This window comes from Thioclava sp. GXIMD2076, from assembly GCF_037949795.1.
Classification (GTDB): domain Bacteria; phylum Pseudomonadota; class Alphaproteobacteria; order Rhodobacterales; family Rhodobacteraceae; genus Thioclava; species Thioclava kandeliae.
In genome coordinates, this window is record NZ_CP149932.1 from 1,562,837 (window position 1) to 1,577,386 (window position 14,550).

Here is a 14,550-nt window from a genome sequence, read left to right on the forward strand (position 1 = left end):
GCTTGCGGCCTTGCCTATCAGGCATAGGCAAGTTTCGATGACAGATCCGTCTAGGAGAGTTCGCATGTCAGATGCCACCGCCACCAAACCCGCCGCGCCGCGGTCGTTCCAGGAGATTATCCTGCGACTGCAAGCCTATTGGGCGGGCAAGGGCTGCGCGATCATGCAGCCCTATGACATGGAAGTAGGGGCGGGCACCTTCCACCCCGCGACCACGCTGCGCTCGCTGGGGTCCAAACCTTGGGCCGCCGCCTATGTGCAGCCCTCGCGCCGTCCGACCGATGGCCGCTATGGCGAGAACCCGAACCGCCTGCAGCATTACTACCAGTATCAGGTGCTGATCAAACCGAGCCCGCCGGATCTGCAGGAGCTCTATCTGGGCTCGCTGCGCGCGATCGGGATCGATATCGACCTGCATGACATCCGTTTTGTGGAAGACGACTGGGAAAGCCCGACGCTGGGCGCCTGGGGCCTTGGCTGGGAAGTCTGGTGCGACGGTATGGAAGTGTCGCAGTTCACCTATTTCCAGCAGGTCGGCGGCCATGATTGCCACCCCGTTTCGGGAGAGCTGACCTATGGTCTGGAGCGTCTGGCGATGTATGTGCTGGGCATCGATCATGTGATGGACATGCCCTATAACGACCCCGACGCGCCGATCGCGCTGAAATATGGCGATGTCTTCAAGCAGACCGAGCAGGAATATTCCCGCTGGAACTTCGATGTGGCCGACACCGATATGCTCCTGCAGCATTTCAAGGATGCCGAGGCCGAATGCGAGCGGATCCTCGCGCAGGCCGATGAGGATGGCGCCGAGCGCCGGATCATCATGGCCCATCCCGCCTATGACCAGTGCATCAAGGCCAGCCATCTCTTCAACCTGCTGGATGCGCGCGGCGTGATCTCGGTCACCGAACGTCAGGCCTATATCGGGCGGGTGCGGGCGCTGGCCAAGAAATGCGCCGATGCCTTCGTGCGCACGCCTGCAGGCGGCGCCGTCTGAGATGGCATATCGGCACAGGATACTGGCCGCGCTGGCCATGGGGGCGCTTGCGCCGCTTGCCTCGGCGGCCACACCGCCTGCGGGCGAGATCCGTCTTGTGTCGATCTCTTCGGGGCAGCCCGAGCCTATTCTGACCGAAGATCTGAAAACGACGCAGGATACCGAGTTCCGGGGCTGTTTCCACACGCCGCTGAGCCTCGGTATGCTGACCGAAACCTTCACCGTAGATCCCAAGGCCGCGCCCGAGCCGGAACAGCAGGGGTTTTCCTGCTATGATCCGGCGCGCCTGACCGAGGATCTGCGCACAGGCGAGGCGATTGCCTTCCTGTCCGAACCCGACATCACCCCCGGCATCGACCGGGTGGTGGCCATTTATTCCGATGGCCGGGCCTATGCCTGGCATCAGCGACACGCCGCGGAGAATTGACATGCCCGATCTTCTAATCGAACTCTTTTCCGAGGAAATCCCCGCGCGGATGCAGGGCCGCGCGCGCGAGGACCTCAAGAAGCTCGTGACCGACGGGCTGGTCGAGGCGGGCCTGACCTACGCCTCTGCCGGCGCCTTCTCGACCCCGCGCCGCCTTGTGCTGACGCTGGAGGGACTGTCGAAAGAGAGCCCGACGCTGCGCGAGGAGCGCAAAGGCCCCAAGGTCGGCGCGCCAGAGAAAGCGATCGAGGGGTTCCTGCGCTCGACCGGTCTGACGATGGACCAGCTGGAGATCCGCGACGAGAAAAAGGGTCAGGTCTATTTTGCGGTCGTCGAGAAAGAGGGCCGCGAGGCGCCTGCGATCATCGCCGAGGTGCTGGAAAAGACCATCCGCAATTTCCCCTGGCCCAAATCGATGCGCTGGGGCGCGGGGAGTTTGCGCTGGGTGCGCCCGCTGCATTCGATCCTGTGCCTGCTGTCCGATGAGGGCGGGGCCGAGGTGGTCGATCTGGATATCGACGGGATCACATCCGGCAATACCACCGAAGGCCACCGCTTCATGGCACCGGGCCGTTTTTCTGTCACCGGTTTCGAGGATTACTGCGCCAAACTGGCGGCGGCCAAAGTCGTGCTGGACAGCGCCGAGCGCGAGCAGACCATCTGGCACGATGCCGAGCAGATGGCTTTTGCCCGCGGGCTCGAACTGGTGGCTGACCGCGGCCTGCTGACCGAGGTGGCAGGGCTCGTCGAATGCCCTGTGGCGCTGATGGGCCAGATTGATGACGAGTTCCTCGAGCTGCCGCCCGAAGTGCTGCAGACCTCGATGAAAGAGCACCAGAAATTCTTCTCGGTGAAAAACCCCAAAACCGGCCGGATCGAGGGCTTTGTCACCGTGGCCAACCGCGAGACCGCCGACAACGGCGCGACGATCCTCAAGGGCAACCAGAAGGTGCTTTCGGCGCGTCTGTCGGATGCCAAATTCTTCTGGGAAAACGATAACCGTCTGGTCAAGGCCGAGGGGCTCTCGGGCATGGGCGCGGGGCTTGCGGATGTGACCTTCCACAATGCGCTCGGCTCACAGGCCGACCGTATCGCGCGGATTGCGACACTTGCCACGGAGATCGCGCAAAAGGTCGGCGCTTCGCCCGATCTGGCCCGCGAGGCCGCCGAGGTCGCCAAGGCCGATCTGCGCTCGGAAATGGTCTATGAGTTCCCCGAATTGCAGGGGATCATGGGGCGCTATTATGCCCAACGCGCGGGCCTGCCCGAGGCCGTGGCCGATGCCTGCCGCGACCATTACTCGCCGCTCGGCCCGTCCGATGATGTGCCTACCGCACCGGTGACGGTCGCCGTGGCGCTGGCTGACAAGATCGACACGCTGACGGGCTTCTGGGCGATCGATGAAAAGCCTACCGGCTCCAAGGACCCTTTCGCGCTGCGCCGTGCGGCCTTGGGTGTGATCCGTCTGATCCTGACCAATGATCTGCGGCTGAACCTCACCGAGGTCTTCGCCAAGGGCTATGAGGGTGCGGATGCCGCCGATCTCTTGTCCTTCTTCCATGATCGTCTGAAGGTCTATCTGAAGGATCAGGGCATCCGCCATGATGTGATCGACGCAGTTCTGGCGATGCCCGGAAATGATGATCTGACACTGCTGGTCAACCGTGCCGAGGCGCTTTCGGGCTTCCTGAAAACCGATGACGGCGAGAACCTCATTCAGGGCTATAAGCGCGCCAATAACATCCTCACGCAGGCCGAGGAGAAAGATGGCGTGGAATACAGCTTCGGTGCCGATGCGAAATTCGCCGAAGGCCCCGAGGAGAAGGCGCTGTTTGCCGCGCTCGATAAGGCCGAGGCGGAAATCACACCGGCCATGAAGTCGCAGGAATTCGCCAGCGCGATGGGGGCTATGGCCCAGCTGCGCGCGCCGATTGATGCGTTCTTCACCGCCGTGCAGATCAATTCCGATAATCAGATCGTGCGCCGGAACCGCCTGAACCTGCTCTCCCGTATCCGCCAGATCTGCCTGTCGGTCGCCGATCTGAACCGGATCGAGGGCTAACGCCTTGTTTTCACGCCACGAGTGAGGCGCGCAAGCTAGATAACACGTTCATCATGCGAAACCGGCGGGACGCGCTTTGCGTGCCACCGGTTTTCATGTATGCTGCACCTGCACAATGGGGCTCGCTGCAATGCAGAAATTTTATGATTTTCCCGAGTTCGTCGAGCTAACCCCCACCGCCAAGGTTGAAAAATCTCGGCACGGTTGGCGCGCGAAATGTCTACAACGGTTGATTCGGCTGGATCTGCCGGTGCCGCCGACCGTGGCCCTCCCCGTCGAGACGGTAAAATCCATTGCGACGGGCCAGATGCCCGATCTTGCGCCGCTGACCAATGTCTTCGGGCAGGATTTCCTGATTTCCGTGCGCTCGAGCCCCGAGAACCCCGAATGGGGCGGTCCGGGGACGGTGCTGAATGTTGGAATGAACAATGCGATGCATCAGCGCCTGTCCGAAACCCACGGGCGGGAGGCGGCGGATGCACTCTATCTGAATTTCGTGCAGGGCTATGCGATCCATGTCGCCCGCCTCGACCCGGATATGTTCTCGGCAGAGGCTGGGGAGGGCGCGCTGCAGGAGGCACTGGACGCATTTGCCGAGGAAATGGAAGAGGATTTCCCGCAGGATCCGCTGACCCAGCTGCGCGAGGTGCTCAGGTCGATGGCGCGGGCATGGGAAGGCACCACCGCGCGTCTTCTGCGTCAGGCCAAGGGCGCGCCTGCCGAGGCGACGCTGGGGCTGGTGCTGCAGGAGATGGCGCTGGGGATCGGGCCGGGGCTTTCGGGGTCGGGCACGATCCAGTTCGTGGAAAGCGTGACCGGCCAACCGCAGATCACGGGGCGTTTCCGTGGCCAGTCCCAAGGACGGGCGAATTCGGTCGAGACCCATTATCTGACGCGCGACGAACGCGGTGCCTCGCTCGAGGAGATGGCGCCCGAGGTCTTTGCCCAGCTGGTTGCCTTCAGCCCCGTCTGCCGCAAGCGGCTGCGCGAGGAGATGCAGATCGAGTTCACCATCGAGAGTGGCCGCATTGCAGTGATCGATGCGGTGCGGGTGCAACGCTCGGCACGGGCGGCTGTGCGGATCGCGGTGGCTCTGGCCGAGGACGGGGTGATCCCGCGCGACGAGGCGCTGTTGCGGATCGAACCGCGGGCCCTGACCGAACTCCTGCACTATCAGGTGGACCCGCGCGCCCCGCGCGATGTGATCGCCCGCGGGATCGGGGCCTCACCCGGTGCGGCGACCGGCAAGATCGTGTTCTCGGCCGCGGCGGCGCAGGCTGCGGCCTCGCGCGACGAGCCCTGTATTCTGGTGCGCCGCGAGACCCAGCCCGAGGATATACGCGGCATGCACGCGGCCAATGCGGTGCTGACCGAACGCGGTGGCATGACCAGCCATGCAGCGGTGATTGCCCGTGGTTTGGGGCTGCCCTGCATCGTGGGTTGCACCAATATTACGCTCAATGCGCGTGATCACAGCTTTACCGGACCCAAGGGGAGAGTGTTCCGCGAGGGCGATATCATTACCGTCGATGGCACAAGTGGCGAGGTGCTTCTGGGCGAGGCCGAGATGCTGGAGCCCTCGCTCGATGACGGGTTCCGCACATTGCTGCATTGGGCCGATAATGTGCGCGATATCGGCATCCGTGCCAATGCGGACACCCCCGATGATGCCCGCACCGCGCGCAATTTCGAGGCGGACGGGATCGGGCTGTGCCGGACCGAGCATATGTTCTTCGACGAGGACAGGCTTACGGTGATGCGCGAGATGATCTTCGTGGACAGCCCCGAGGACCGTGCCGCCGTGCTCGAACGTCTGTTGCCGATGCAGCGCAACGATTTTATCGCGCTTTTCGATATTATGGCAGGGGCGCCGGTCTGTATCCGGCTGTTCGATCCGCCGCTGCACGAGTTTTTGCCGCATAGCCGGGAGGGGATGCGCGAACTCGCCGAGGCTTTGGGGCGGCCTTTGTCGGAAGTGACGCGGCGCTGCGAGGCGATGACGGAGTTCAACCCGATGCTGGGGATGCGTGGCGTGCGTCTTGGCGTAACCTTGCCCGAGATCTACGATATGCAGGCCCGCGCCATCTTCGAGGCGGTGGTCGAGGCGGGGCGTCGGGGCTCGGTCATCGTGCCCGAGATCATGATCCCGCTGGTTTCCGCCTCGCGCGAGGTGGAGCTGGTGAAGACCCGCATCGATGCGGTCGCAGCCGCCGTGCGTAACCAGCAGAAGGCGCAGTTTTCCTATAAACTGGGTGTGATGATGGAAACGCCGCGCGCGGCGCTGCGCGCGGGCGAGATCGCCGAACATGCAGAGTTCATGTCCTTTGGAACGAACGACCTGACCCAGATGACCTATGGTCTGTCGCGCGACGATGCGGGGCGGTTCATGTCGACCTATGTAAACCAGCGCGTCTTCTCCGAAGATCCGTTCCATATTCTGGATATCGAAGGGGTGGGCGAGTTGTTGCTGATCGGGGCAGGGCGCGGCCGCGCGACACGGCGCGATATCACGATCTCGGTCTGCGGCGAGCATGGTGGCAACCCCGAATCGATTGCATTCTGCCGCGCTGCGGGCTTCGATTATGTGTCCTGCTCACCATTTCGTGTTCCGGTTGCGCGCCTTGCTGCGGCCCATTTCGCCCTTCTGGCTCCCAAGCAGCAGTGAGGGGCGCTCGCAAATCCGTGATCCTAAAAGTTTAGATAATTCAGTTGGTTTTCTGGATATGGCGCTAAAAAATAACGTTAAGGTGACGTTAGGGTAGGCGGATTCTCGCCGCCTTTCGCCGAAGAAACTGTGGCAAAAACATCTGCTTGTAGATTTTTAACGATTTCCGCGGTAGGTCCCCCAAGTCTTGTTGGCCAGCGGTCGGCAGGGCGCGAAACCACTGCGAGACGGACACATGACGAAGTTTATCGGTAAGATTGTAGCGATTTTCGCCTTTGCGCTCTGTGCGCAGCTAGGTGCAGCCCAAGCCGAAGTGACAGTAAGCGGGTCCAACGACCCTACAATCGATATCGATACGCCTCTGGCATCCATGCTCTCGGGGGAGCGTGACACGCTGGGCAAGTTCTCCGCCGCTCAGGTATCCAAACTCATGACCCCGCCGGAAGGTTCCACACCGCCCTCGCTGACGGCCTCGTGGCTGGCAGCCCAGCCTGCCGCACAGGGCGGTGCCCAGTTCGACTGTCTGGCGCAGGTGATCTATCACGAAGCGCGCGGCGAGAGCCTCAAGGGCCAGCAGGCCGTGGCCGAGGTGGTGCTCAACCGCGTTGATGATCCGGCCTTCCCTAATACTGTTTGCGGTGTGGTCCATCAGGGCACCAAACGCGCTTGCCAGTTCAGCTGGACCTGTGATGGCAAATCCGATGCCATCGCCAACCGTGCCAGCTATGCCCGTGTGGCCAAGGTCGCCCGTGCCATGATGGATGGCGCCCCGCGCAGCCTGACCGATGGCGCGACCTTCTTCCATACGCCCGCCGTGCGCCCCGCCTGGTCGAAGCGTTTCGTGAAAACCACCCGCGTGGGCTCGCATATTTTCTACCGCAAACCGGTGCGGACCGCTTCCAACTAACACGCTCGTGTCGTTTCTCGCTGCTATCCGACGTTTCGGGGTGGGCATTTGCCCGCCCTTTTTCTATTTTCCGCCCAAAGAAAAGCCCTGCCGGCCAAGCCAGAGAGATCCCCATGTCCAGCGATATCGTTCAAGCCTTTGCGCATCCCGAAGAGCGTTCGATTGCCTCGGCTCCGGCTGATCCGCGTGACCGCATCAGCCTGCGCGATCATATCGTCACCGCCGATATCGGCGCGTTCCAGCAGGAGCGCGGGCATGGCCAGCGGCTGCAGTTCAACATCGTGGTCGAGGTGCGCCCGGTGGCCGCACCGCTCGAGGATGATGTGGACCGCATCCTGTCCTATGACCGGATCACCGAAGCTGTGGCGGCAGAACTTGCGGCCGAGCGCCTGAACCTTCTGGAGACGCTGGCCGAGCGGGTGGCCGAGCGCATTCTGGCGGCGCCTCAGGCGATGCGGGTCTTCGTGCGGATCGAGAAGCTCGACCGCGGTCCGGGGGCGCTTGGCGTCGAGATCGTGCGCTCGCGGGCCTCGGTGCCGGTTCAGGCGGCAGGCGAGGCGGTGCATCCGGTGCTGGCCTATCTCTCGAACGAGACCATTGCCGCCCCCGATCTGTCGGCGCGCCTCGATGCGCTCGAAGCGGGGGCTGCGGCGGTGGTTCTGGTGGTGGGCATGCCCGAGGGCACGCCCCCGCAATCGGCCCAGGGGCCGACCCAGCGCCGGATCGATCTGCTGGCGATCGAGCAGAACGCCTGGGTTCTGGCGGGGCGTGATCCGCGCTGTGTGGTGGTATCCTCGCGCACCGAGCTCGACTGGGCGATGAAACACGGCAAGACGGTTGTCTGGGCGCCTTCGAAGATTGTGCTTGATGCGGTGGATGGCCCCAAAGGCAGCCCGCGCGATGCGGTGGCGCTGGCGGTATGGCTGGCCGAGCAGCTGGCCGCCGACCGGCTGGAACTTCACGGAAATATTGCAGCTCCGGCAGGTTCCCGCGTGAAGGTGCTCGCGCAGCGCTGAGCGCGGCCAAAGATGGCTTGCCAAATCACGGCACATGCGGTGAATGGAGGCCATGGAAAAGCTCTATTATCGCCCGATCCCGCGCACGGATCTTGCCCGCCCCGACACCGCCTTCCGCTTGGCCGGAGGCTGGTGCTGGTTTGATGAAGTCGAGGTTCTGCGCCGCGGATTGCCGCCCGAGGTGATCCCTGCGCAGCATTGCCCCGAAGAGGTGCTGGAACGGCTCACCGCCAAGCGCCGGATGATCGGGTCGATGCACCTTGAGGTGCCGCGGGTGATGGGCATCCTGAATGCCACGCCCGACAGCTTCTCCGATGGCGGCGATTATTTCGATATGCATGCGGCGATGGAACGTGCCGAGGCGATGGTCGAGGAAGGCGTCGATATTTTTGACATCGGTGGCGAGAGCACCCGTCCGGGTGCCGAGACCGTGCCCGAGGACGAAGAAATCGAACGCACCGTGCCGCTCATTCAAGAGCTGCGCGACATGTTCGATCTGCCGATCTCGATCGACACCCGCAAGGCGCTGGTGGCCGATGCCGCGGTCGAGGCGGGCGCCGATATGATCAATGACGTCTCGGCGATGGAATATGATCCGGGGATGGCGGAGCTGGCGATGGTTTCGGGCCTGCCGATCTGTCTGATGCATGCGCAGGGCGACCCCGAGAACATGCAGGACAAGCCCGAATATGATGACGTGCTTCTGGATGTTTATGACCATCTCGAGGAGCGCATCGCGCTGGCCGAGGCCGAGGGGATCGACCGCGCGGCGATCATCTCGGATGTGGGGATCGGCTTTGGCAAGACGGTCGAGCATAATCTCACCCTGCTGCGCGGGCTCTCGCTGTTCCACAGCCTTGGCTGCCCGATCCTGCTGGGTGTTTCGCGCAAACGCTTCATCGGCACCATTGCGGGGGTCGAGACCGCAAAGGACCGGATGCCCGGCACGCTGGCGGTGACCCTCGCAGGGATCGCGCAGGGCGTGCAGATCCACCGTGTGCATGATGTGGCGGAAATCAAACAGGGGGTGAACCTCTGGGCGGCCCTGACGTTGGGCTGGGAGGAAGAGAAATGAGCAGGAAACTTTTCGGCACCGATGGGGTGCGTGGCGAGGCCAATCAGGGCCATATGACCGCCGAGATGGCGCTGCGTCTGGGGGCGGCGGCTGGGCGCTATTTCCGCCGTGCGGGCACCAATGGCCACCGCGTGGTGATCGGCAAGGATACGCGCCTTTCGGGCTATATGTTCGAGAACGCGCTGACCGCCGGTCTGACCTCGACGGGGATGAATGTGCTCCTTCTGGGGCCGGTGCCGACGCCTGCGGTGGGCTATCTCACGCGCTCGATGCGCGCCGATCTGGGGATCATGATCTCGGCGAGCCACAATCCGGCCAAGGATAACGGCATCAAGTTCTTCGGACCGGACGGGTTCAAGCTGTCCGACGAGGCCGAGATGGAGATCGAGGCGATGCTGGAGGGTGAGATCCGTCTGGCGATCCCCGACAATATCGGCCGTGCCAAGCGCATCGATGACGGGCTGGGGCGCTATGTCGAATATGCCAAGACGACCTTCCCCGCCCGCGACCGGATGTCGGGGCTGAAGGTGGTCGTCGATTGCGCCAACGGGGCTGCCTATAAGGCCGCACCACAGGTGCTGTGGGAACTGGGCTGCGAGGTGATCCCCGTGGGGGTTGCGCCCAATGGCTACAATATCAACAAAGGCGTCGGATCGACCCACCCCGAGGCCTGCGCCGAGGCGGTCCGGACGCATGGCGCGGATCTGGGCATCTCGCTCGATGGTGATGCGGACCGCGTGATGATCATCGACGAGACGGGCCGTGTGGCCGATGGCGACCAGATCATGGCGCTCTTTGCCCGCCGCTGGGCCGGGAAGGGTATCCTGCAGGGTGGATCGCTGGTCGCCACCGTAATGTCCAATCTGGGGCTCGAGCGCTTCCTACAGGGCCACGGGATCGGGCTCGAGCGCACCAAGGTCGGCGACCGCTATGTGGTCGAGCGGATGCGCGCGGGTGGCTTCAATCTGGGCGGCGAGCAGTCGGGCCATATCGTGATGACCGATTACGCCACCACCGGAGACGGTCTGATGGCGGGGCTGCAATTCCTTCTGGCCATGGCCGAGACGGGGCAGCGTGCGTCGGAACTGGTCAGCCAGTTCGAGACCGTGCCGCAGCTTCTCAAGAATGTGCGTTATCAGGCAGGGCAGGAGCCGCTGAACGATACGCAGGTCCAGAAGGTGATCGCCCAGACCGAGGCGCGGCTGCAGGGGCAGGGCCGTTTGCTGATCCGCAAATCCGGCACCGAGCCGCTGATCCGCGTGATGGCGGAATGCGAGGATGACGGTTTGCTGGCCGAATGTGTGGATGCGGTGGTTGATGCCGTGACCGTTGCGGCAGGATGATGGGAGGCGGCCCTCGGGGCCGCCTTTTTTCTGTCAGGTCCGTTTCGCTTTGGATGTGCCGCTACCCGCAGGGAACATGGCGGCTATGGGCTGGGCGTGATGCGGGGCTGTGACCCGGTTGACGGGGCCGGCCGGATATGGGAGCCGCAGCCCCGAAAATTTCCACAGCTGCCCAACCGAAGGAAGGACCTATGGCTCTTACCCTGCGCCGGAACCACGATCATGATCTCGCCCCGCTGGCCGAAATGCTCCCCGACGAGGACGTTCCCCTGATCAATCCCAATGCCAAAGTGCCTTTTGACGAGCGCGAATGGCACCGCAAATGGCTGGGAGATCGGGATGATGTCTCCTTCTATCTGCGTGATGAGGCGGAACAGGATGTAGGGTTTTTCGCCCTGCGCGTGGGGGTCGGTCCGGAGGTGCGCCATCTGACCTATGTCTATCTGGTCGAGGACGCACGGGGCGGAGCCGCTTCCGATGTGACCGGCCGCGTCGAGGAGGCCGCGCGCGATCTGGGGGCTGCGGTCCTGACGCTGAAGGTCGAGCTCGACAATGTGCCGGCAGTGCGGGCCTATCGTTCGGCAGGCTATGAGGAGCTTTCACGCCGCAATGGCATGGCGACGATGCAGCTCGAGCTCGACACGAGAGAGGCGGCCTGAGCGCCCTAGCGGCGCTGTTTGCCGTTGATCCATAGATCACTGATGGCGCGGTCATCGCCCATCATGATGGTGGCAAAAAGCGCCTCGTCGAAACTTTCGGCACGCGCCATACGCTGGCGGATCGCGGGGGTGGAGTGGAGGTCGATGACCACCAGATCCGCTTCCATACCAGGGCTGATATTGCCCACGCGGTCGTCGATCTTCAGGGTGCGGGCCGAGCCCTGGGTCGCGAGCCACCACAGGAAGGCCGGATGCAGGGGGGTGCCGCGCAGCTGGCCTACCTCATAGGCGGCGGCCATCGTGCGCAGCATCGAGAAGCTCGATCCGCCGCCCGTATCGGTGGCGAGCCCCACGCGGGTGCGCCCGGCCATACCCGCCATGTCGAACAGACCCGAGCCGATGAAGGTATTCGAGGTCGGACAATGGGCGATGCCCGCATTCAGCTCCGACAGGCGGTCGATCTCGCGCGGCTCCAGATGGATGGCATGGCCATAGATGCCGTTCTCGCCCAGAAGCCCGAAGGCCTCGTAGGTGTCCAGATAATCGCGGGCCTGCGGAAACAGCGATTTCACCCAGTCGATCTCGTCGGTCTGTTCGGACAGATGCGTCTGCATCAGGCAATCGGGATGCTCGGACCACAGATCCCCCAGCACACGCAGTTGCTCGGGCGTCGAGGTGGGCGAGAAACGCGGAGTGATCACATAGGACAGCCGGTCCTGCCCGTGCCATTTCCGCAGGAGCGCGCGGCTGTCATCATAGGCCGATTGCACCGTGTCGCGCAGCCCGTCGGGCGCGTTGCGGTCCATACAGGTCTTGCCCCCCATCGCGCGTAGCCCGCGCCTTTGCGCCGCCGTAAAGAAGGCATCCACGCTGGCCGGATGGATGGTGCAGAAGCTGCACATCGTGGTCGTGCCATGCGCCAGCGCCAGATCCATATAGCTCTCGGCAATGGCCTCGGCATAGGCGGGGTCGGCCAGACGGGTCTCTTCGGGGAAGGTGTAGCTGTTGAGCCAGTCGATCAGCCGCTTTCCCCAGCTGGCAATAATGGCGGTCTGCGGGAAATGCACATGCGCATCGACAAACCCCGCCGAGATCAGTTTGTTGTCATAGTCATGGACCACCGCTTGCGGCCAGTCGCGCTTCACATCTTCGGCAGGGCCGACGGCTGCGATATGCCCGTCCTTTACAACAATCGCGCCATGGGTCAGATGCTCCATCCCGTTGGCGCTGTCTGTCATGGGCATGTCACGAAAACGGATCACCTGTCCCAGCAGAAGATCGACCATCACCATTCCTTTTCTCTCGCGCAAATCACTCCATCTTACGCACGAGGCAAAAGCGGATACCAGCCTCTTCTGCCCGCCCAGCAGATAGGCTAGTTTGAAGACCAAGTTGCGGGCCAATAAAAACGAGGGGGCCGGATGGCGGACTATCTGATCGACGAACAAGAGCGCGAAGAGCAGGAATACGGTCTTGATGGCGAGCGCGTGGAGAAGATTCTGCACGCGGTCGAGGCGGAGGATGCCGATCAGCTGAAAACGCTGCTCGAACCGTTGCACGCGGCTGATATCGCTGACCTTCTCGAACAGATTTCCGGTCCGGAACGGCGCGAGATCCTGCGGCTCTGGGGCCGCGAGATCGATGGTGAGATCCTCACCGAGATCGACGAATCGATCCGCGAGGAAGTGATCGCGAGCCTTGCGCCCGATGTTTTGGCCGAGGCCGTGCGCGAGCTTGATTCCGATGACGTGGTCGACCTCATCGAGGCGCTCGAGGAGCCGCAGCAGGAAGCCATTCTGGAAATCCTCGATGATCGCGACCGGATTGCGGTCGAGAAATCGCTAACCTATCCCGAATATTCGGCAGGCCGGATGATGCAGCGCGAGGTGGTGACCGCGCCCGAGCACTGGACCGTGGGCGAGACCATCGACTATCTGCGCTCGTCCGAATGGCTGCCGGACCAGTTCTACCATGTCATTCTGGTCGATCCTGCGCATCGGCCCTTGGCCAATGTCACACTCGGGCGCATCCTGTCGGCGCCGCGGGGTTCGGGCCTGAAGGATATCGCGGAGGAAGAGTTCCGCACGATCTCTGTCTATCAGGAAGAAGGCGATGTGGCCTATGCCTTCAATCAGTATCACCTGATCTCCTGTCCGGTGGTCGACGAGAATGACCGTCTTGTTGGCGCAATCACCATTGATGACGCCATGTCGGTGCTTGATGAAGAGCACGAGGAAGACATCCTGCGTCTGGCCGGTGTGGGCGATGAGTCCTCGCTGTCCGATACCGTTCTGGAAACCGTGCGCCAGCGCCTGCCTTGGTTGATGGTCAACCTGTTGACGGCGATTCTGGCCTCGCTGGTGATCTCGATGTTCGAGGGCACGATCCAGCAGCTGGTGGCGCTGGCGGTTCTGATGCCGATCGTGGCGTCGATGGGGGGCAATGCGGGCACCCAGACCCTGACGGTGGCGGTGCGGGCATTGGCCACCAAAAGCCTGACCGAAAGCAACGTCTGGCGGGTCGTGCGGCGGGAAACCGTGGTGGGGCTTCTCAACGGCTTCGCTTTTGCCGTGGTGATGGGGGCCGTGGCATGGTTCTGGTTCGACGGCGCGACGCTGGGCGCGGTCATTGCGATTGCGATGGTCATCAACCTGGTGGTCGCGGCACTGGCGGGGATACTGGTGCCCTTGACGCTCGAGAAACTGGGTGCGGATCCGGCACTGGCTTCGGGCACATTCGTGACCACGGTGACCGATGTCGTGGGCTTCTTCGTCTTCCTCGGTCTGGCCGGAGCGATGTTGCTGTGAGCCTGTCAGAGGACAAACAGGCCGGCCGAAAGGCCGCCTTTGCGGCACGCAAAACGGCATTCGGCGTCGAGGGTCTGGCAGACAGGGCCGCCGACCGGTTGGCGGAGGTGTTGCAGGGGTTCAGGGGGCTGACGGTGGCGGGCTATATGCCGATCCGCACCGAGGTTGACCCACGTCCGGCCATGCTGCGCCATGACGGGCCTTTGTGCCTGCCGGTGGTGGAGGGCGAGGCGCGGCCTCTGGGCTTCCGCCCGTGGTCGGCTGCCGCCGAAATGATCCCCGGCGCTTTTGGCGCGGCGATTCCCGCCGAGACCGCTGCGGTGATCCCGCAGGTGGTGATCCTGCCGCTGGTGGCCTTTGATGCCCGCGGTTACCGGCTGGGCTATGGCGGCGGTTTCTATGACCGCACGCTCGAACTTCTGCGCGCGCAAGGTCCCGTAACCGCGATCGGTTTTGCCTTTGCGGCACAGGAGTTGCCGCAGGTGCCGATCGAGTCCACAGATGAGTTGCTGGATCTGATGGTGACAGAGCAGGGCGTGCTCGGCCCGTTTGCCTGAGGCGCAGCCCGCAAAACCAGTTGCCCTTTCGC

The 14,550-nt window shown here is 63.2% G+C and carries 12 protein-coding genes; 11 read left to right on the top strand and 1 reads right to left on the bottom strand.

Features of this window, described 5'->3' with window-relative positions:
* Nucleotides 1–64: 64 nt before the first annotated feature.
* From WDB91_RS07820 to WDB91_RS07860, 9 genes are all read left to right on the top strand, one after another.
* Nucleotides 65–1,000 (top strand): glycine--tRNA ligase subunit alpha, encoded by a 936-nt coding sequence (locus WDB91_RS07820; RefSeq protein WP_339112018.1) that lies wholly within the window; start codon nt 65–67, stop codon nt 998–1,000.
* Between the two features lies 1 nt (nt 1,001).
* Entirely contained in the window at nt 1,002–1,427 is a 426-nt protein-coding gene (locus WDB91_RS07825; RefSeq protein WP_339112019.1) for a DUF6446 family protein, read from the top strand.
* Nucleotide 1,428: 1 nt separating this feature from the next.
* Complete coding sequence (gene glyS, locus WDB91_RS07830; protein ID WP_339112020.1) at nt 1,429–3,489, top strand: glycine--tRNA ligase subunit beta; 2,061 nt, start codon at nt 1,429–1,431, stop codon at nt 3,487–3,489.
* 130 nt (nt 3,490–3,619) lie between these two features.
* Entirely contained in the window at nt 3,620–6,154 is a 2,535-nt protein-coding gene (locus tag WDB91_RS07835) for a putative PEP-binding protein (protein WP_339112021.1), read from the top strand.
* A 235-nt stretch (nt 6,155–6,389) separates the two neighbouring features.
* Entirely contained in the window at nt 6,390–7,061 is a 672-nt protein-coding gene (locus tag WDB91_RS07840; protein WP_339112022.1) for a cell wall hydrolase, read from the top strand.
* A 113-nt stretch (nt 7,062–7,174) separates the two neighbouring features.
* Nucleotides 7,175–8,077, top strand: coding sequence for a dihydroneopterin aldolase (locus WDB91_RS07845; protein ID WP_339112023.1), 903 nt, complete (start codon nt 7,175–7,177; stop codon nt 8,075–8,077).
* Between the two features lie 52 nt (nt 8,078–8,129).
* Nucleotides 8,130–9,152: a dihydropteroate synthase gene (folP, locus tag WDB91_RS07850; protein WP_339112024.1), complete on the top strand. Its 1,023-nt coding sequence runs from the start codon at nt 8,130–8,132 to the stop codon at nt 9,150–9,152.
* Complete coding sequence (gene glmM, locus WDB91_RS07855) at nt 9,149–10,495, top strand: phosphoglucosamine mutase (protein ID WP_339112025.1); 1,347 nt, start codon at nt 9,149–9,151, stop codon at nt 10,493–10,495. The genes folP and glmM overlap by 4 nt, the downstream gene beginning before the upstream one ends.
* A gap of 191 nt (nt 10,496–10,686) precedes the next feature.
* Nucleotides 10,687–11,154, top strand: coding sequence for a GNAT family N-acetyltransferase (locus WDB91_RS07860; protein WP_339112026.1), 468 nt, complete (start codon nt 10,687–10,689; stop codon nt 11,152–11,154).
* A gap of 5 nt (nt 11,155–11,159) precedes the next feature.
* Here WDB91_RS07860 and guaD read toward each other — a convergent pair whose 3' ends face one another.
* Entirely contained in the window at nt 11,160–12,440 is a 1,281-nt protein-coding gene (gene guaD, locus WDB91_RS07865; RefSeq protein WP_339112027.1) for a guanine deaminase, read from the bottom strand.
* A 135-nt stretch (nt 12,441–12,575) separates the two neighbouring features.
* Between guaD and mgtE the strand changes: the two genes are divergently transcribed.
* Entirely contained in the window at nt 12,576–13,961 is a 1,386-nt protein-coding gene (gene mgtE, locus WDB91_RS07870; protein WP_339112028.1) for a magnesium transporter, read from the top strand.
* Complete coding sequence (locus WDB91_RS07875; protein ID WP_339112029.1) at nt 13,958–14,518, top strand: 5-formyltetrahydrofolate cyclo-ligase; 561 nt, start codon at nt 13,958–13,960, stop codon at nt 14,516–14,518. The genes mgtE and WDB91_RS07875 overlap by 4 nt, the downstream gene beginning before the upstream one ends.
* Nucleotides 14,519–14,550 lie beyond the last annotated feature (32 nt).

Coding starts and splice junctions, on each gene's coding strand:
- WDB91_RS07825 (WP_339112019.1), top strand. CDS start 1,002: ATGGCATATCGGCACAGGATACTGGCCGCGCTGGCCATGGGGGCGCTT.
- WDB91_RS07860 (WP_339112026.1), top strand. CDS start 10,687: ATGGCTCTTACCCTGCGCCGGAACCACGATCATGATCTCGCCCCGCTG.
- glmM (WP_339112025.1), top strand. CDS start 9,149: ATGAGCAGGAAACTTTTCGGCACCGATGGGGTGCGTGGCGAGGCCAAT.
- glyS (WP_339112020.1), top strand. CDS start 1,429: ATGCCCGATCTTCTAATCGAACTCTTTTCCGAGGAAATCCCCGCGCGG.
- WDB91_RS07820 (WP_339112018.1), top strand. CDS start 65: ATGTCAGATGCCACCGCCACCAAACCCGCCGCGCCGCGGTCGTTCCAG.
- WDB91_RS07840 (WP_339112022.1), top strand. CDS start 6,390: ATGACGAAGTTTATCGGTAAGATTGTAGCGATTTTCGCCTTTGCGCTC.
- WDB91_RS07835 (WP_339112021.1), top strand. CDS start 3,620: ATGCAGAAATTTTATGATTTTCCCGAGTTCGTCGAGCTAACCCCCACC.
- guaD (WP_339112027.1), bottom strand. CDS start 12,440: ATGGTCGATCTTCTGCTGGGACAGGTGATCCGTTTTCGTGACATGCCC.
- folP (WP_339112024.1), top strand. CDS start 8,130: ATGGAAAAGCTCTATTATCGCCCGATCCCGCGCACGGATCTTGCCCGC.
- WDB91_RS07845 (WP_339112023.1), top strand. CDS start 7,175: ATGTCCAGCGATATCGTTCAAGCCTTTGCGCATCCCGAAGAGCGTTCG.
- mgtE (WP_339112028.1), top strand. CDS start 12,576: ATGGCGGACTATCTGATCGACGAACAAGAGCGCGAAGAGCAGGAATAC.